This is a genomic window from Marinospirillum alkalitolerans (assembly GCF_045055655.1).
In the GTDB taxonomy this organism is placed as follows: Bacteria; Pseudomonadota; Gammaproteobacteria; order Pseudomonadales; family Halomonadaceae; genus Marinospirillum; species Marinospirillum alkalitolerans.
The window spans coordinates 1-17562 of the sequence record NZ_JBANFI010000011.1 but is presented as its reverse complement, the minus strand read 5'-3'; the positions used below and the strand labels follow the sequence as shown (position 1 = coordinate 17562).

Here is a 17562-nt window from a genome sequence, read left to right as displayed (position 1 = left end):
AGCGCCGAATTGCCGCGCCGCTTGTGAGCAGATGGCCATGCGCAACGAAGCCACTCAGCAGGCCAGCCAGCCGAGGTTAAGCTTTGTGGCCGTGGGGTTTGGCCGCTAAAAGCTTGTCCTTGGCGGCTGTTGGCCTGCTTGATTCGGGCCTGAAAAAACCAACCAGTGGCACGGCTGACACGCGAGCGCGAGCAATGAAAGCGCTGTAATTACAGAAAAGCGCAAATACTGAAATAAAGAGCGCTTGGCTGGGTGGGGGAGGCGGGGGACTTGCTTTGAAGCCACCGCGCCTTTTGGCGGCTGAAAAGCAAGCGGGCCTAGGATGCAGAGATCGTCTACCAGTGATAGGATCAACCAGCGGACGCGCTCCTCTTTCTTGAACTCAACAGGCCCTCATTTCTGAGCTGCGCTGTCCGCCTCTTTCTTCTTTTCTTCCTCAAGTAGCTGCTCAAAAACTTCCGCTCGGGCCAGCTTCTGGGCGAGTTCTTCGTTCTTGGCTCTTAATGTTTTCTCTAACGCCTGCAGCTTCTCAAGTTCTGCAACATGCATCACGGCCTGAGCCGCTAAAGCCTCATTCTTCGACTTCTGCTCTGACATAGCCTCATGCAGTTGATCCAGCTCGTTTTGCAGACGATCAACTTTGGCCTCTGATCGAGTCTGCAAATCGCGGTAATACTCCATATTTTGAGTCAACGTCTGGTTTTCACGGTGATAGCTTTCGGCTTTCGCGCGCATTCCAATCAGCTCGGTACCTGATGCGCTAAGCTCTCTCTGTGTCAATCCTAGCTGTTCACCAAGCTTTTTCAGCTCACTGTTTTTCTCTGCCAATTCCCCTTTCAACTGGCCCAACTGATCCGAAAAGGAGCGGCTCTGCTCTTCCTTCTGCTGCTTTAACAAAGCCAGCTCTTCAGCAGACGAAGCCCGCAAAGAAGCCAAAGCCGCATCTTTTTCACTGGCCTCAGTCTCTAAAATCTCCATCAGCTGATGAAGCTCATTCAGCTGCGAATCCATTTCTTGGCGCTGATTAGCTAGGGCTTCGCGCTCTGATTTCAGTCGATTTTCGGCCTCCTGCTGGGCAACTTCCCAAGCAGCTCGCTTGAGCTGTTCCATGCGCTCATCCAAAGCCGCAGGCACCTGGACCAAAGCCAGCTCATGCTCTTCCTGCACCTGGGCTCGCCAGCTCTTCATCGCCTCACTGATCGTCGTGAAGCTACCGCCGCCCAGAGCTTGGCGCACAGCGGCCAGTGTGGGGCGTGTCCCCTCGGCCTGCAGGCGATCAGCAACCTGGTGAATCTGCTCGGGTGTAATCGTAGACATGGTAAAAGCTCCTTTGTAGTTGTATGTAGTATAGTACAATCTACAACACAATACAAAAGTCCAGCGGTTGTTTCTGACAGCATCGGCCTAACCAGGCACAGAACCCTAGACGCACGGCTCTAATCTCTGACGAAATCCAAAAAAATAAAGCAAAACAATGTTTTAGGCATGAAAAATTAACTTGCTAATGCTTGACACTATGAACAATAGTTCATATAATTAAAGCTCAAGCCAGCCAATATTGGGCGCGGCGAAACCAAGGAGAAGCACAGATGAAACTCAAAGAATGGGCATTTGCTGATGAATATGAAAATGTGTTTGCCGGTTACACCAGCCAGCTTTTCAGCATCGCAGAAAAAAATCTGATCGCGGAAGCCGTGCAGATCATTGAACAAAAAATGACTGCCCGTGCGTTGGAATACAACTTTACTAAGCCCGAAACAGTCGAGCGCTATTTGCAGTTAAAAATGGCAACCCTGGAACATGAAGAAATGCACGCGCTTTGGCTGGACAACCAACATTATTTAATCAAGCATGAGGTTTTGGCCATTGGCACCATCGATGCCGCCAGCGTGTACCCCCGTGAGATTGTGAAAAAAGCACTGCAACAAAACGCAGCAGCTGTAATCGTGGCACACAACCACCCATCTGGTTTGCTGGAACCCAGCAGATCAGACAACGCGATCACGCAGCGGATCAAAGAAGCGCTAAGCACTATAGACATTAGGCTGTTAGATCATTTTATTGTGAGCGCCAAGGGCTGTTATAGCTATGCAAGCCACGGCAACTTATAGGCCAGAGGCCCCCGAAAGGGGGCTTTTTTAAGGACCAAAAAAAGGAGCGACTCTTGAAACCTGACGCAAATCAACACGACCCAGACCCCGAGCGGCTGCGGGAACTGATCGAAAAAAGCGGCTTATCTATTCGAGCAGCGGCCCAGCAAATCGGCATCAGTGACCGAATGCTGCGCTACTATCTGACACCGGAAGACAAAAAAAGCCATAGGCCGTGCCCTTATCCTGAGCAATTCGCCCTGGAGGCACTGGCCGCCGCAGCCACCAGCGGCGAAGCCGCCACGCAAGCGCATGGATGCGCGCCGCAGGGTGTCGCGCAGCGACACAATCAACGGGAGGTTTGAGCCAATCTCGATGCAGCGAAAAAGATGGGCGCGGACAGCAGACTAGACGGACTGCTAAAACTCTTCCGCGCCCTAATCAACCGGGTTTTGCGATGGTGAAGGAAGAAGAAACCAACCTGGCGAAGCCAGCCAAAACACTGTTCTTAAAGGGTTTTCCCGCCGACCGAAGGGCGGGAGAGCTGGTTTTGGCTGCAAAAGCGACTTTTCCGGCGCGGGGAGCAGCAAAAAGGTATGGGAGCTTGCGACCTTTACCGCTTGCTGCGGGCGACGGATTAGGAGCATGGGTTTTTGCAGCCAAAACCGGCTGGGTGGGGGAGGCGGGGGACTTGCTTTGAAGCCGCCGCGCTTTTTGGCGGCTGAAAAGCAAGGATGGGGTAGGACGCACCACTGACCCTGCAAGCTCATGATAACGACGTGAGTTATCATGAGCCGAAGCACGAACCCATCAGCAGTGACGCTTTTAAACCAGCAGAGCCACCAAATCAGAGATTCAAGATAACCTGGTTATCTTGAATTGCACGGGCCCCTCCTTTACTTCCGCTGCTGGGCGGGAGAGCCAAGCGCTTGGCGAAAGAAACCACATAACCAAAAGCCAAGGCGAAAGCGCCGAATTGCCGCGCCGCTTGTGAGCAGATGGCCATGCGCAACGAAGCCACTCAGCAGGCCAGCCAGCCGAGGTTAAGCTTTGTGGCCGTGGGGTTTGGCCGCTAAAAGCTTGTCCTTGGCGGCTGTTGGCCTGCTTAATCTGAGCCTGAAAAAACCAACCAGTGGCACTGGCTGACATGCGAGCGCGAGCAATGAAAGCGCTGTAATTACAGAAAAGCGCAAATACTGAAATAAAACGCGCTTGGCTGGGTGGGTGCAGCGGATCTGCGCGGAAGCCCTTAATGGGCTGACGTGCAGACGGATTATCTCCGTGCCACAAAGTGTTAAAAGGCTAAGAAAGAGACTGGCTGGACTTCATGCCCGTGCGCTTGATGTAGTCGTTAAGACTGGATGGAGGGATTTCTAAAAGCTTGGCGATGGCTCGCTGGCTCAGGTTTTTATCCAGCAGTTTTTGAATGCGGTCCCGCTTGGCATCCAACTTGAGTTTTTCGGCTTTACCTGGTGGCCGCCCCAGAATCTTACCGGCCTTCTTTCTTGCTGCCAGTGCCTCTTTCGTCCGCATCGAAATAAACTCCCTTTCGATCTCAGCGGCCATGCCCAAAACCGTTGCGGTAATCGTGGCTTGCAGTGAACCATCAAAGATCATTTTTTGTTTGGCGATATGAACGCTAATTTTCTGCTCGGTGCATTTTTCCAGCACCTCCAACACCTGCAGGGTGCTACGTGCAATCCGGCTGATTTCAGCAAAAATCAAAACAGAACCCTGGGGCAGTTCATCCAGCATTTTTCCCAGCTTCCGCTGCCGCCACTTCTTCTTGCCGCTGGCAGTGTCTTCCACAAACTCTAAACCAGAAAACCCCTGAGCATTGGCATATTCAAGGATACCGTGGCGTTGGTTATCCACGTCCTGACTGTCTGTTGATACTCTTAAATAAGCCGTGATTTTTCGGTTGCTCATGGTGTAACAGCACCCCCGCCGCTTATAAGAAAAGAAATTATCCTGTTACACCCTCTAGCCCTTGGCACATAAGGCTTTCAGGGTGTAACTGATCATTTTCTTGAGTGGGAAATTTCAGCTTTAAAACAGCTATTTTCCGCGCTGAAAATTTCTCAGCGTCAGCCGCTACACCGGCAGAATAAACCCACTGATCCGTGGCCTTTCTCCAGCCTGACGCTCTGGCTGATTTCAACTCAAAACCCCAACTGGTGAGTAGGTTTTTTAGCCATGCCGTGTGCAGGCGCTTGGGTGCTTTTGCAGCCGGTGGTTTGGTGATCAGATGGTAGGTTGGTTTAACTGCTTTTCGGAAAGTCGCACTCAGGCGCTCGGCATCAGTGCCTGTGAACTGGATCTCGCCTGCTTCGTTTTTGAGGTCATCGAGGATCTTGTTCATCAGCTCAACCTGCTGGGCGGTGTGCTTTTTGAATGCAAAAACGCTTTGTTCTGTATCGCCAGAAAGCGTATCCAGATCAACACCAGCAGCAGCTGCTTTGAGCAGGGTTTGGCGTTCAACCTGTTTAATCAGCCCACCAAAAATGGCTTCTTTAGCCAGCTCATGAGGTAGGTTTCCAGCTGAGTCAAAATCGACATACCCCAGCTGTAATGCCTGTTCAATCTGATAACGTGCCAGTTTTGCAGCCGCTTTTTCTGTACCGGCACCGACTGCGGATAAATGATCCGCTTCCAGTTCGTTAATGCGCTCCGCCGTGCGTGTGCTTTCGATCTCTCTTTCTTTGGTTTCTAGCTGCGCCTGGGCAACTTCTTCTATCCCTTCACGGCTGGATTCAAAACAGGTAGATACCTGAATACCTGCATTCAGTAGGTGGCCGTGAAGGATCAGGAAGGGATTGGAAGAATTGAGGTTTTTCTGCTGTAAAGCGGCTATCTGACCAGCGGTAAACGTGCAGTTGATTGCCGCCTCTCCGCCGTCTTGCCAGGCGGCTTGCTTCGCTTCGAGTTCTAACTCTTGCGCTGGCATGTACTCGCGCTGAGGGCGCATAAAATGGGAATTAGCCGCCATTTGAATAGTGCCACCCGCTGCGCGCCTGAATCGCCTGGCCAGCTGCCAGATGGCAGGTGCATCAAGGCTATCATGGGTGATGAGGCCGAAAATTTGGGCTTCGATACTGGTCACGCTAAACCCTGAGCTGAGTACTGGACTGTAGATAATCAGCTGATAGTCAGGAGCCTGGCCGTTGGGGTCGCTCAGAAAACGCGCTTGCTCCGGCTCGGCGGTGGTGCGCGATGTTAGCAGCAAAGATCGGCCCGAACACTCACGCGAATAGAGGGCATGAGCGGCTTCGGCACCGCGCCGAGTCGTGCAGAAAATGACTGTTTTTCTGCCATCCTGAAGGCTCTTGATCACTGATTCATGCAGCGGCTGATTGTCCTTGGTTTTACCGTCAATCTTGACGCGCTGTGCTGGATAGAGCTCGACCTTGGGCGGTAGATATGCCTGTTCATTGCAAGAAAAAACCGGCAGATTCAGCTGCTTAACAAGGTGTGCAGTGGTCGGTGTAATGTCACCATCAAGCGCGACAACCTGGATACCAAAGAGAGCGCAGCCGTTGATCAGCGCTAAAAAGCGCTCTTTTTGCTGGCCGCTTAAAATGCTGGCTGATCCGAACAGCAGGCCGGATACCTGTGCGGCTTCGTCGATGACCAGCAGCCCATCGAAATTGGCTAACTGCTGAATCAGCGGCATCATGCTCTCACGGGTGGCGCCGTGAACCGTGCTCGAAACACCACGGCTGAGTTCAATAATTTCGGGTCTTTCGGTGTAAATATCCAGCTCCAGCGTTTCGGCATTCTGTCCTGCTAGGCTGCGCAGCACCGTGACGGCCAGCACGGGCCGGCCTGCTTTTCTGGCTTTTTCGATCAACGGCTTGGCTAAGCCGGAAGTTTTTCCAGCGCCCAACGGAGCTTGCACAAAAGCACTTTTCCCCTCGGCTAGGGCTTTCTCCAGGCTGGAAAACTTGGTGAATTTCTTAGCTACTGGAATCGACTGATGCAGTGGCATGGCGCGGCCAGCTAGGTGATGTGCCCACCATTGTTGAGCTTTTGCTGGATCAACACCGACCTGCTGAGCGGCTTTTTCCAAACCCTGAGCATTGATACCGGCTTTGTGTTCGTAGCAGGCTTTAATCAGGGCTTGGCGTGGTGTCTGGTGGGTAGCATTGACTGCCGGTTTACCCAGTAACTCACTGATTTTTTCCTGAGCCTGAGCAGCCCTTTTTTCATCTTCTGGCGTGACCAGACCACGCCTTTTTTTATTGCTGAACGCAGTCAGAATCAGGCGCTCATTCGCCGCTGATTCCTCGGCTTTTTTACGCGCCCATTCGCGCTTTTCATTGGCCGAAAAACTACGTTCATCTGTGATCAGGTCTTGAGCGGTCAGCCCTACGGCATCGCGGATTTCGTTATGTGAGTGACCGGCATAGCAGAAAAAAACCACACGCGAGCGGTCGAACTGATGATCAGATGGTTTTTCTGTGATAACTAGCCGCCGCTCTTTGCGTTTGCGCGCGTTATCACGAGCACAACAGGGGCAGGCCGCACGATGGTCTTGGGGTCCAGAAGGCCGCACCAGGTCAAAGTAGGAAAGGATTTTCTCAAGCTGCATTTGGAGCCTCCATGCTTTCTGGCTGCCCTAAGCTCACTTGGGCACCTTTTATTCTTCTCTGGCATCCTTGTTGTTTGTAACAAAACAATATAACGCAGCTGCAGAACTTGCGCTCATATGCGATAGCAAATAAACTAAACATTGATTACCTGTTGTACCCGTGTAATGGACTACGCACCGGTTAGAGAGTGTTGGCGCACTCTCTAACCAGACTCAAAATTCCCAGTCTTTTTCTAGATCTTCACCAAAATCTCATCAAACCCAATCTTTTTGCACGCACTGGCTGCGGCATCGATCGTCTTGAACACCCTTTTTCCTGAACGCTGTTTTGTCAGCTCACGCCATTTATCCGTTGTTGTCTCATGGACTCTGACCAGATAACCAGGCTCGAAAGGCACGATTTCGCACTGATCTAGAACAAAGTGCTTTTTTAGCTGTGTTGCTTCGACAATTTGCATGGCATCTATAGAAATTGGCTTCTGGTCGATCAAAATAACTTTTTGATGATCGATATGCAATCCATTTCTTGAATAAAATTGACTCTTATACCAGATTTGGTACAGGGGCATAGCTCATGCTGCTCAGAAAAAACCTTCGTTTTTCTTGGTCGCAAATGGGTTTTGGCATGGGGACAAACCATACGACGGCTTCTACCCCCCTAACCTTCGGTTTTTTTTAATTTCTGAAATCCGAAAAAAACAAATGTCTTTTGGACAAGGAGCGTCGCCAATGCGATACCTGAAATTGAAAACGCACTGCAGAGCTCGGGCAGACGGCAGCGCCGTAGTTAATCCCATCATTGTCGATTCCCCCCGCAAATTTGCAAAACAGCGCGAACGCCGAGAAACCTGCATAAGCAAAAGAAAATGCCAGTTGGTGTTTGGTGCTCATGATTCTGGCAAAAGCCGCTGGCTCCAAAGGATGCACAAGAAGTGGGATGAAATTTGGGGTGCTAAGATCAAAGCTGCGCCGGTTTTTTTGGGGGCACTGCATCCAGTTAGCACTTGGACGGACCAGCCGCATGTGCAGAAATGGCACGACAAGCTAGAAAAAGCCGCAGCGCAGAACGATCCAGATTATGTGATCAGACCCTGGGCGAAATTGAACCAGCAGCAAAAAGCCGAGCGCTTGGCTGATTATTTGGCCGAAACCGGCGCACTCTTGTTTATTGACGACGCCCACAAGCTCACTGGCCGAAAACTCGAACTAGCGCGGCGTTGTGTGATCTCGGCCAATATCTGGCTGATTGCAACCAGCCAAGAAAACCGCCTCCCCCCCAACCTACGCACCATCATTGACCGGCGCGAACCCCAGCGCACACGACTGATGACCGATGCCGCTTACGATGCGACCAGTCTGCTGATGTGGTTGGTGATCGTTATAGCGATTGGCATAGGCTGGTGGGAAGCCGCCCTGATCCTCGGCGGCCTCAAAGTTCTTGGCAGTGGGAGACGGGCAGCGCGGCCTGAATAATCTGAAAAGGAGTTCAGAGATGACAAGGAAAGAGTCACTAAAATTCTGTTTTCTGATGTTGATTCTTCTCTTTTCGGCGCATTTGTTCGCAGAAAATGAGCGCGGTTGGTGGCCGTTGCATAACCCTTGGGCCGATGCCGCCACGGATCCAACACCACCACCACGAATACAGCCCTATGAGCTTCCCCGGTTTGATGAGCAAATCCAAGGAGATCATCACACGCAAATTCCCCCGCTGCGAACCGCGCCTTATGTGGACGGTGACCTGATTTTTCAAAGCGTGATGAACTGCTATCCCGAACCCAGTAAATTTCGTTTGGAGCTTGAGTTAGAAGGGCGTTATGGCACGCGCGGTCAGTACGATTCTACCGGACAGATTGAGATAGGCGGCTACTACGCCGGCATAGTTGCGCGGATGCCGCTCTACTCAGCAACCGAACTGAATAGAGAACGAGAGCGCGAATACATGCGGCGCACCGCGACTGCTGAAACCATTGGGCAACTGATGGCGGCACTGGCGCGCAGAAATCACGCAATCCGCGAGCTTGGTCTGTATACGAGTCTGGAGGCGCGTTCTCAAGTGCGTGTCGCGCAGGGTGTGGTTGGCGTGGATGAGCAAGTGCAATATTTGCGCAAAGTTGCCGAGGCTCAGCAAGCTTTGATCATGGCTGAAAGCGAGCTAGTGCAGCATCGGCTCTCACTCGTTGCTCAATGCGATGACCGACAGGCAGACAGCGTAAATGCTTATCTGCGGCGGATCACACGACTACCGAGGACAGGCGATGAAACGCCATAAAAAGCGCCAAATCCGGCTTTTTTGGTGTAGTTCAGCGTGCTGCTGGGTCGCGGATTATCCTTATAACTGGATTGCTGAGTATCTTTATGGAACAACGGAAATCCCACTTTTTGCGGGTAAAGAGGTCAACCCCGAAGAACTGCGGCTGGATTTGATGGCACAAAACCCGGGTTGGAATTGTTATATCTGCTGGCCAAGCTGGTGGCGGGAGGGAACCCATGAAATGGATTAACCATGTCGCCATTGGTGGCGCAACCACTGCCCTGATTAACCCCGCTCTAGTGCCGGTGGCCATGCTCGGCGCGACAGCACCGGACTGGATGGAATGGATTGCCAAAGGCATTGGCCGGCCAGTTAAACATCGAGGCCCGACGCATTATCTGGTCGTTTGGCTGGTCGCACTGGTGGCGGCCTGGATATTAGAGCCAACCGGTGTACTGGCCGCCTTCGCCTGGGGCGGTTTAACCCATATCATTTGCGATGCAATGACAGTTTCCGGCGTGCCGTTTTCGCCTTATAGTGACCGACGATTTCATTTATTTGGTGGGCGCTTTCGCACCGGTGATCCAGCTGAATATGCGATTTCTTTTGGTGTAGTGGCGGCCTGCGTTGGGGTATTTATGATGATCGGCAGCGCCTCAAGCGGCTGGTACCCATTTTTTTATGATTGGATGGGGCTCTATAACCAAGGAGTAATAGATGGCTCAGAATGGCGAGCAAACAGGTTCAGGTTTTTTTAAAAAGGAGAAAAGGGCTATGGATTGGCATAAAATCCTGCTTTATGTTGCGTTGTTGCTGTCTCTGATCTGGCATGTAAATAGCCTGCAGGTGGCACATCAAACTCTTGATTTAGCAGATGAATTTATAAAAAGCTGCGCTTATTGGTGATAGAAATGGAACACAAAAAATATGGACCTGCTGATCAAGTGAACTGGGTAGAAGCTATTGCAGTGGGCGGTTTTTACTTTGAACGGGCGCTTTATCTTGGACTACCCAACCCCCCAGCCGCTTTTGTTTTTGAAGACGATTTTGAGCGTATAGATGAAGTCGTAAAAATCATCGGTCTATATCACACACTTTTTGCAGAAGCCGAAGCACAAGCCGCTGGATTTCGCAAAGCTGGAAATTGTCGTTAAGAATCCACAAAATCTGTGGGTAACTCGGTGGGCATTTTGCCCACCTGTTCAGCAGACCAGCAACCTGCCAACTGATCAAAAAATCACCACCAAAACCCCTTTCTTTTCAGGCTAAAAAAGCATAGAATTATTTTTACAAAATCGTAAAAACTTAAAAGCGCAAAAGGTGAAAAGATGATTTACAGCATCCTGAACCAGAAGGGCGGCGTAGGAAAAACAACACTTTCCGTCAATTTAGCGGCCAGCTTTGCCCGTGGCGGAGCGCGTGTTCTGCTGCTGGATGCTGATCCCCAGGGCAGCAGTTTAGATTGGGCTGCGGCGCGAGAAGAGGAGCCACTTTTCACCGTCTTAGGTTTGCCACGACCGACAATCCACAAAGAGATTACCCAGCTTGCCAGAGACTACGACCACGTTTTTATCGACGGGCCACCGCGCGTAACCGAGTTGGCCCGATCTGCGATTATGGCCGCTGACGTGGTGCTGATCCCCGTACAGCCCAGCCCTTATGATGTGTGGGCGGCTGACGAAGTGGTGCAGCTGATCAAAGAAGCCCAGATTTATAAAGAAAACCTGAAAGCCTTTTTTGTAATTAACCGCAAAATCGTAAATACAGCAATCGGGCGTGATGTAGGCGAAGCCCTGGAAAACTACGAATTGCCGGTGCTGGCGAGCAGCATCAATCAGCGAGTGGTATTTGCCGAAACGGCTGCTGTTGGTAAAGCCGTTTTTGAAACCAAAGACAAACAAGCGGCTGAAGAAATCGAGGCCATCAAGAAAGAACTGCAGGAGCGCACAGCATGAGCGGAAAAAAAGTGGCCTTTGGTGCCAAACCCAAACAAACCCCAACCGCTGACGACTGGGTGGAAAAACGCGAAACACCCGAAGACGAAAACAAGCCGAAAATGAAGCGCCTGACCATTGATGTACCGGAAGATTTACACCGACAGATCAAAGCAGAATGCGCGATGCGCGGCAGCAAAATAGCGGATGAAGTGCGCGAGCTGCTTTTGCAGAAATACGGAAAAGCGTAACTTGTGAGGTGATCTATGAGCTACAAACAAGCATTTGGACAAGACTTTGATCTTGGCTTTGATCTCGACAGCTTCCCTGTAAAACTGACCGATAGAAGCTACGGTAATGACGTTTGCCCATCATTTTATTTTTCAGCAGGTGGTGAATACTTTGTTTTGTGGGTTGAGAACAAAGACCCTGAGAAGAGAGAGAGCGAACAGTCAAAGAGGTACACCATATCACCAGCCAAAGAAGAGGATGGTGAGGTGGTTATTGACTATTCAAAGAATGATCTTTTTCTATCAGAAAAGGCTGGTGAGCTATTCTTGTTTTTTAAAAATTAAGAGCTCAAGTTCATGCTGTTAAAGGTATCGGGAATCGAGGTGAAAGATGGAATGCCCAGCTTGCTACAATCACTTCCCGCTAGAAGACTACACAGACGACACCCCATTCAACTGTGAGTTTTGCGGCCAACTGTTACAGCTAGAGCTGGATGAAGGAACCTATGAAGGTGCAGTGAAAAGCTCACTTATCATGCTGGATGACGATACTTATATCTTGTCTACCCCACCACCCGCATTACCGTCATCCGACTAACGCTAAACCGCCTTGCCAGCTCTGCCTTAGACGCGCCTTGCGCGTGTAAGGCTTGGATCTCCGCCTTCTGCGTGGGGGTAAGCTTCGGCTTTCTCCCGCCAAAATTGCCGCTGGCCTCCTTACCCGCCCAGGTGCGTTCAACAATAAAATTGCGCTCCATTTCCGCGAACATCCCCAGCAGCTGCAGCATCGCGGTATTCATCGGGTCTGAGCGGCGCGTATCCAACCCCTGATGCAGCGCCTGCAGGGTGACGCCTTTTTCCTTGAGCTGATCCACCACCGCCAGCACCTGGCGCAGCGACCGGCCTAACCGATCCAGCTTGGTGACCACCAGCGTGTCACCCTCGCGCAAATAAACCAGCATGGCATCCAGCGCCGCCTGGTTGGTTTCCGCCTTGCCTGAGTGCTTACCTTGGAAAATCTTGCGGCAACCAGCGGCCTCTAACTCCTGCACCTGGCCGGCCAGATCCTGACCCACCGACGACACCCGTGCCCAACCAACTAAATCGCCCATGATCACACCGCCCCCTGACGCGCCAACCACTGCCACACACTGCGCGTGGCCTGCGCATCCGCTAGTGCCGAATGCGCCCGACCACTCCACACATGCCCCACATGCTCCGCCGCAAAACCCAGTTTTTTCCATTTAAACCCACCACGCTTGGGATCTGGCTCACCATAAGCTTGCGCAAAAGCCAACATACAACAACGCACCTCTGCCGCGCCCTCAGCCACGGCATCTGGCAAAAAGCTCAGATCAAAAGGCGCGTTATAGATCACCAACTGCCGCCCCCAAACAAGATCAATCACCGGATTCAACACCTCATCAAGAGAGGGGTAACCCACAACATCATCGGGACTGATACCGTGAATCGACTCAGCCACCGGCCAAGCCTTCAGCCGCTCCGGTTTTAACAGCGTGTGGAATAGAGTTTCGCCATCGGCACCCACCAGAGCGATTTCAAGCACCTCATCTTCGCCATTGCAATTCAGGCCGGTGGTTTCCAAATCCAGGTAAACGCTATTCGGTGCAGTCAGTTCCATGCGGGCCTCTTTTTGGTTGAGAGTTTGGCTAAGTGAGAAAGCGCACTTATCTTAACAGTTATGAACACCAGCCTAGCACACTGTTCAAAACTCGTAAAATCGGATTTTGAGCAGTGTTCAAAAAAAGTGGAGAGATTTGAACGAAAGTTGAGCGCGGAACCCGCAAGAGAAGTGGTATGCTGCTAGAAAATAGCTTGTGGGTTTTAGGCTACGAATAGGCGGCGCAGAACAGGCCAACTTACTATCAAAATTTTATAAATATCAAGATCAAACTTAGGAGTTACATATGGGGTCCCTGTTTTTCTTCGATGAAGAGGTTTCTTTAGACAATGAGCCTCGAGTCCGCTGTATTCCCAAACAGGTTGAGGTTCTCGATAATCACTCCGTACCGGAAATAGTAATTGGTCCGGTTGGCGCTGCACATGAAGGTGTTCGCGCTACGTTTAACGACTTCAGTCAATTTGAGAGGTTTGTAGACTCAGTGAATAACCTTAGAGATCGACTTTCAGGTATCCACAAGTGATTTATAACAATACGCACCACTCTCGGCCTTTGGCCGCTTGGACGCCAACCCGCTGCGCGGCTCGTCGCCCGTGTGCTATGCGTTAGAAATAATTAAGGAAAGTACATGTACGAAGATCATTCGACATTTATTCAGCCGAGCGATGAAGAAGTAAAAGTGTGGAGATACATGGATTTCACGAAGTTTGTATCTCTTATTGACTCTAGAAGGCTTTATTTTACTCGGGCTGATAAATTCGAGGATCCTTTTGAAGGATCTTGGCCGAAGATCAACGTACTTGCACGAGAATTTGTACCCGAAGATATTCCAGAAGAGGCAAGGGAAAAATATCTTGAGACAATGCGAAGTATCGGCGAAATCAATAAACACTGGCCTAGGTATCAAGCTATAAATTGCTGGCACATTAATGACTATGAATCTGCAGCAATGTGGAAGCTCTATCTAAAAAGTGATGAAGGTATTGCGATACAATCGACATACACAAAATTAAAGAAAAGCCTAATAGATGAAGAAAAAATATTTTTGGGAAAGGTTGAGTATATTGATTACGATCGAGAACATATAGATGACAGAAATATTTTTGGGCCATTTGTTCACAAAAGGAAAAGTTTTGCACATGAGCAGGAAGTAAGGGCCTTGGTTTCAAAGTGGCCAACCGGAGAAAAAGGAATTGATTTTACCCAAGAGACAATTGGCCACGGATTGCAAATTAGGGTCGATATAGAAACACTGATAGAACGAATATTTATCGCTCCTAGTGCACCGTCATGGTTTGCTAATTTAGTTTCAGCGGTAGTAAACCGCTACGGATATAAATTTGAAGTCGTTCATTCTAAGTTAAATGATAGTCCGGTTTTCTAAAGCTTCTAACAAGGCCATCAACTTCGCGCCTTGCGGCGCTGGATAGCCTGCGCTCCGGCTGCCGGTTATGGCAGCGCCATATTTCTCCATCACGCGAATGCGAGCTCCAAGTTTTCGCCAGAGTCAACAGCTATAGTATCGGTGTTTTGTAAACCAGAAAGTGTATCTCTTACGCAAGAGGCGACTACTTCTGCAAGCTGACAGGGAACAGCGTTGCCAATTTGAGAATACACTTTGCTGCTTGGTCCACACCAAACATAATCCTCTGGGAAAGTCTGGAGCAAAGCAGCCTCGTTAATTGTCAGCCTTCTTAGGTACGATGGAACATCGTGCATGCCTTGAGGCTTACCGCCAGCCATCAAATGCTTATGGTAACCCTCAACCCAAGATTCTTTACCAAGATATAGGTGGTTGTCGTCAATAATGGGAGTTCGGTTTCCTCCCATACTTGCAGGTAAAGTACTTGCCCAACCGTCAGGGTTCAGCGGCCTACCCTGTCCATTAAACAGCATACCTGCATAAGGCGATTTCCTAAGTACAGGCTTAGCGGCTAAAGTCACCTTAGCATTGCAAATTCGATCATTGCGTTTAGTGCCCGGTCTCCCAAGTGGTATTAATATATCCCTAAGAGTTGGGGCGGCTTTCAAATATTTCTTAAAATTACTTTTGTAAATAGGATTAATACCATTTTTAACGCCAATAAAGAAAACTCTTTCACGGGACTGAGGTACGCCAAAATCTTTTGAGTTTAATATATGAATTGTGACGGTATAACCTGCTTTCTGAAATCGTGATATGAGTGAAGTCCTTACAGCTTCAAACTTTGATAGCACACCAAGAGCTTTCACATTCTCCATAACAAAAGCTTTTGGTTTAACTTTCTCAATGATATTACAAAAGCTGAAAATCAATTTGCTTCTCGGATCATCGGGATCCATTTTCCCGGCCACAGAAAAACCCTGACAAGGGGGACCGCCAAAAACCACGTCTACCCCTTTGTAGGAGTGCAGCTCTTCACCACACACATCTAGATCACCCTCGATTAATTTAGATTCAGGGTGATTAGCTCGAAATGTATCGCAGGCATATTTGTCCAGTTCATTGGCGGCGAGCACATCAAAGCCCGCTGCTTTGAATCCAACATCCATGCCTCCTGCGCCACTAAAAAGAGAAATTGATTTCATTAAAATATTCCAATTCCGAATAATTCGTGAATCGTAGCATGATACGGAAAAGCTTTAAACCCCTAAGTGACAAAAATATGAGCAAAACCATACATGACAGCCTCTACCGCAAGCTTGTAAGCGAGCTAGCGGCAGAACGGATCAGGCTAAACATTTCTCAGGGCGAACTTGCTGCTCAAGTGGGTCTAAACCAGTCTGATATATCCAAGGTTGAAAAATTTGAAAGACGCTTAGATGTGCTTGAATTCTCGATGATCCTCAAAGCGCTTCGCATCAAAGACAACGTGCGCTTACAAAATATTGTTAAAGATTTCACTGGAGTTCCTTATGGCGAAGATCGCTGAACGAAATCATTCAGGCCAATACTATGTCAACACCAGGCTGGGTGTTGCAAAAACTAAGCAAGAAAAAGACTTTCCAGAATTTCCTTCAGATTCTGATGTTCACAAGTTGCTTACTGACTTGATTGAAGTTAATGCCAAAGGATTTCGTGGCGTTGTTGTGACGGCATTAACAGGTATTCACCTGAATGGAAGCTATGATCCCTTGAATAATTTTTATGGGTGTAACCCGCGTTCTATTTTTGAGGGTGGTATTTGGTACGCTCTACAAGAAAATGGAATACCATGCGGAAAGTCAGATCCATTAAATGTGGCAAAAAATGCTAATCAGCTTAATGAAGACTGGGCGCAAGGAAGAAGGCCGCAGACGGCAGCCATGGCAGTGGTTAATTTTTTACGTTTGGTTATGGAGTCAAAGCAAAATAAAAGAGCAAGGTTGGTTGATTACTTCTTTTTTCGTTTATGGAAGTACTCCCAAAACATTGTTGGATATCAACTTTTTGAAGTTGAGCCATCGGATCACTCAAATCAGATTATTGGTTCTAAGCTTGCTGATTTCACGCTAAAGTATCCTGAGTCTGGAAACCTTCCCCAATATTTGGTTTCTCAATTGCTAACGGGTTTATTTCGTGTCTCTAAAATTGAAGTAATGGGCGGTAATGAAAGTGTATTTGGAACCAATACGACATCAAAAAAGCCTGCTGATATATGGCTTGAAGTTGAAGGTGTTCAGACAAATCTTTATGAAGTTACTGTTAAGCCAGTTTCAAAAAAGCGTCTTGATGATAGCCTTGATGCATTGCAGTCAACTGGGCACATAAACAACCCCGTAACATTCATATGTAGAATTGATTCAGATGTTAAAGATTTGGATCTCGTAGATGGAAGTTTCGAATATAAAGGGAAGCGATTTGATTTTGTTGATTATCGCCATTTCTGCCTCTCTTTATTTTCGCTATTAAGCGCAGAAGAATGTTCAACAGTATTGAGAAACCTTTCTTTTTTTGTTAGAGATAAAAATGTTTCTATGAGAACAAAAGAGGGATGGAATGAGTTCTTCGGAAGTGAAATATAACACGGCTTTAAGGCGAGTCTTGGAACTGCTCGATTGTGCTTGAAATCCTGAAAACGAAATTAAAAGCGATTGATAGCGAGTGTGAGTCTACAGCCCGCTCGGAGATAGATGCTTATTATCAGTCTGCTAAATATGATGGAAGTCGGTTTGTTGTGCCGTCATTTCAAAAGGTCTGCGCTGTTTGGTTAAAGCTGATCGCGGATAAAGAAAACCTTTCAAAAGAGGAGCTTACAAAGATTTGGAGCCACCCGAACTCTGAAATTAGTTCCAAGGAAATATCTGAGCTGAATGGTCTGATCTCAGAACTCTTTGATGATTCGAGATATCTTGATCGGTTCAGCAGTTTTTCTGAGGATATCGGTAGAAAGGCTGCATCCTATGGAATTCAATTCGATCCAATTGTGTATCGGTTTGATTTTCATGAGAGTGCTTATCGAGTGAGCGTCAAGAACTCACTACGGAAAGCCCGTCGGGTGCTTACCGATGAAGTTTCTTTGCATAGCCTGCCGAATACTCCTGAGTCGGTAAAAAGGATAAAGGTATGGCTTTCATTCTTGCGGGCTAGGCCATGGCAGTCCTTAATTTTCGCATTCGCTTTGCTGGGTTTTGCTTTACTGTCCAGTATAGGTCTGCCAGATATCTTAGGATGGTTCAACGGATCCCCAAAGCCTTAATAAAAACCTCTCACGCTCCTACGCAATTTCTAGCCAACTCAGCACCCCAAACTAGACCAGAAATCACGCACAAAACCAACTAAAAAGCCTGGTTTCCCCCGCCGACCGAAGGGCGGGAGAGCCAAGCGCCTTTTTCTAAGAGCACCAAGACAACCCCAAATACTAC

Annotated in this window: 22 protein-coding genes; 15 read left to right on the top strand and 7 right to left on the bottom strand. The window is 49.0% G+C overall.

Going from position 1 to position 17562, the window contains the following annotated elements:
• Positions 1-393: 393 nt before the first annotated feature.
• Positions 394-1317, bottom strand: a complete 924-nt coding sequence (locus tag V6U78_RS12475) for a DNA-binding protein (protein WP_405341469.1) — start codon at positions 1315-1317, stop codon at positions 394-396.
• A 272-nt stretch (positions 1318-1589) separates the two neighbouring features.
• Here V6U78_RS12475 and radC point away from each other — a divergent pair, with 272 nt between their 5' ends.
• Together radC and V6U78_RS12465 are read left to right on the top strand one after the other, a co-directional pair.
• Positions 1590-2111 carry a RadC family protein gene (gene radC, locus V6U78_RS12470; protein WP_405341467.1) on the top strand — a complete coding sequence of 174 codons (522 nt, stop codon included), beginning with the start codon at positions 1590-1592 and terminating at the stop codon, positions 2109-2111.
• A gap of 53 nt (positions 2112-2164) precedes the next feature.
• The gene (locus V6U78_RS12465; RefSeq protein ID WP_405341464.1) at positions 2165-2455 is read left to right on the top strand and encodes a hypothetical protein; all 291 of its coding nucleotides are present in this window, start codon (positions 2165-2167) and stop codon (positions 2453-2455) included.
• A 937-nt stretch (positions 2456-3392) separates the two neighbouring features.
• Here the strand turns inward: V6U78_RS12465 and V6U78_RS12460 are convergent.
• The 3 genes from V6U78_RS12460 to V6U78_RS12450 form a co-directional block, all read right to left on the bottom strand.
• On the bottom strand, positions 3393-4019 hold the full coding sequence (locus V6U78_RS12460) for a recombinase family protein (protein WP_405341461.1): 627 nt from the start codon (positions 4017-4019) through the stop codon (positions 3393-3395).
• A gap of 37 nt (positions 4020-4056) precedes the next feature.
• Positions 4057-6681 carry a DEAD/DEAH box helicase gene (locus tag V6U78_RS12455; protein WP_405341458.1) on the bottom strand — a complete coding sequence of 875 codons (2625 nt, stop codon included), beginning with the start codon at positions 6679-6681 and terminating at the stop codon, positions 4057-4059.
• A 233-nt stretch (positions 6682-6914) separates the two neighbouring features.
• Positions 6915-7250: a hypothetical protein gene (locus V6U78_RS12450; protein WP_405341455.1), complete on the bottom strand. Its 336-nt coding sequence runs from the start codon at positions 7248-7250 to the stop codon at positions 6915-6917.
• A 352-nt stretch (positions 7251-7602) separates the two neighbouring features.
• Between V6U78_RS12450 and V6U78_RS12445 the strand changes: the two genes are divergently transcribed.
• The 9 genes from V6U78_RS12445 to V6U78_RS12405 all read left to right on the top strand — a co-directional run bounded on the left by V6U78_RS12445 (position 7603) and on the right by V6U78_RS12405 (position 11441).
• Positions 7603-8154 (top strand): hypothetical protein, encoded by a 552-nt coding sequence (locus V6U78_RS12445; protein ID WP_405341452.1) that lies wholly within the window; start codon positions 7603-7605, stop codon positions 8152-8154.
• Between the two features lie 19 nt (positions 8155-8173).
• The gene (locus V6U78_RS12440) at positions 8174-8950 is read left to right on the top strand and encodes a hypothetical protein (protein ID WP_405341449.1); all 777 of its coding nucleotides are present in this window, start codon (positions 8174-8176) and stop codon (positions 8948-8950) included.
• Positions 8937-9182 (top strand): hypothetical protein, encoded by a 246-nt coding sequence (locus V6U78_RS12435; protein WP_405341446.1) that lies wholly within the window; start codon positions 8937-8939, stop codon positions 9180-9182. Before V6U78_RS12440 ends, V6U78_RS12435 begins: the two co-directional genes overlap by 14 nt.
• Positions 9169-9690 carry a metal-dependent hydrolase gene (locus V6U78_RS12430; RefSeq protein ID WP_405341443.1) on the top strand — a complete coding sequence of 174 codons (522 nt, stop codon included), beginning with the start codon at positions 9169-9171 and terminating at the stop codon, positions 9688-9690. Before V6U78_RS12435 ends, V6U78_RS12430 begins: the two co-directional genes overlap by 14 nt.
• Positions 9650-9838 (top strand): hypothetical protein, encoded by a 189-nt coding sequence (locus V6U78_RS12425; RefSeq protein ID WP_405341440.1) that lies wholly within the window; start codon positions 9650-9652, stop codon positions 9836-9838. Before V6U78_RS12430 ends, V6U78_RS12425 begins: the two co-directional genes overlap by 41 nt.
• 5 nt (positions 9839-9843) lie before the next feature.
• On the top strand, positions 9844-10086 hold the full coding sequence (locus V6U78_RS12420; protein WP_405341437.1) for a hypothetical protein: 243 nt from the start codon (positions 9844-9846) through the stop codon (positions 10084-10086).
• Between the two features lie 174 nt (positions 10087-10260).
• The gene (gene parA, locus V6U78_RS12415) at positions 10261-10887 is read left to right on the top strand and encodes a ParA family partition ATPase (RefSeq protein WP_405341434.1); all 627 of its coding nucleotides are present in this window, start codon (positions 10261-10263) and stop codon (positions 10885-10887) included.
• The gene (locus V6U78_RS12410; RefSeq protein ID WP_405341431.1) at positions 10884-11117 is read left to right on the top strand and encodes a plasmid partition protein ParG; all 234 of its coding nucleotides are present in this window, start codon (positions 10884-10886) and stop codon (positions 11115-11117) included. The genes parA and V6U78_RS12410 overlap by 4 nt, the downstream gene beginning before the upstream one ends.
• A 15-nt stretch (positions 11118-11132) precedes the next feature.
• Positions 11133-11441 (top strand): hypothetical protein, encoded by a 309-nt coding sequence (locus tag V6U78_RS12405; RefSeq protein WP_405341428.1) that lies wholly within the window; start codon positions 11133-11135, stop codon positions 11439-11441.
• A 218-nt stretch (positions 11442-11659) separates the two neighbouring features.
• Here V6U78_RS12405 and V6U78_RS12400 read toward each other — a convergent pair whose 3' ends face one another.
• Together V6U78_RS12400 and V6U78_RS12395 are read right to left on the bottom strand one after the other, a co-directional pair.
• On the bottom strand, positions 11660-12208 hold the full coding sequence (locus V6U78_RS12400; RefSeq protein WP_405341425.1) for a recombinase family protein: 549 nt from the start codon (positions 12206-12208) through the stop codon (positions 11660-11662).
• A 2-nt stretch (positions 12209-12210) separates the two neighbouring features.
• Positions 12211-12738 carry a 3'-5' exonuclease gene (locus V6U78_RS12395; protein ID WP_405341422.1) on the bottom strand — a complete coding sequence of 176 codons (528 nt, stop codon included), beginning with the start codon at positions 12736-12738 and terminating at the stop codon, positions 12211-12213.
• A gap of 628 nt (positions 12739-13366) precedes the next feature.
• Between V6U78_RS12395 and V6U78_RS12390 the strand changes: the two genes are divergently transcribed.
• Positions 13367-14122 (top strand): hypothetical protein, encoded by a 756-nt coding sequence (locus tag V6U78_RS12390; protein WP_405341419.1) that lies wholly within the window; start codon positions 13367-13369, stop codon positions 14120-14122.
• Between the two features lie 89 nt (positions 14123-14211).
• Here V6U78_RS12390 and V6U78_RS12385 read toward each other — a convergent pair whose 3' ends face one another.
• Positions 14212-15306: a DNA cytosine methyltransferase gene (locus V6U78_RS12385; RefSeq protein ID WP_405341416.1), complete on the bottom strand. Its 1095-nt coding sequence runs from the start codon at positions 15304-15306 to the stop codon at positions 14212-14214.
• Positions 15307-15383: 77 nt separating this feature from the next.
• Between V6U78_RS12385 and V6U78_RS12380 the strand changes: the two genes are divergently transcribed.
• Genes V6U78_RS12380 through V6U78_RS12370 form a run of 3 tightly spaced genes read left to right on the top strand, consistent with a single transcriptional unit; the run spans position 15384 to position 17396 of the window.
• On the top strand, positions 15384-15650 hold the full coding sequence (locus tag V6U78_RS12380; RefSeq protein ID WP_405341413.1) for a helix-turn-helix domain-containing protein: 267 nt from the start codon (positions 15384-15386) through the stop codon (positions 15648-15650).
• Entirely contained in the window at positions 15634-16722 is a 1089-nt protein-coding gene (locus V6U78_RS12375) for a hypothetical protein (protein ID WP_405341411.1), read from the top strand. Before V6U78_RS12380 ends, V6U78_RS12375 begins: the two co-directional genes overlap by 17 nt.
• Positions 16723-16757: 35 nt before the next feature.
• A complete protein-coding gene (locus V6U78_RS12370; protein WP_405341408.1) occupies positions 16758-17396 on the top strand; it encodes a hypothetical protein in 639 nt (212 codons plus the stop codon).
• The last annotated feature ends 166 nt before the right edge of the window (positions 17397-17562 follow it).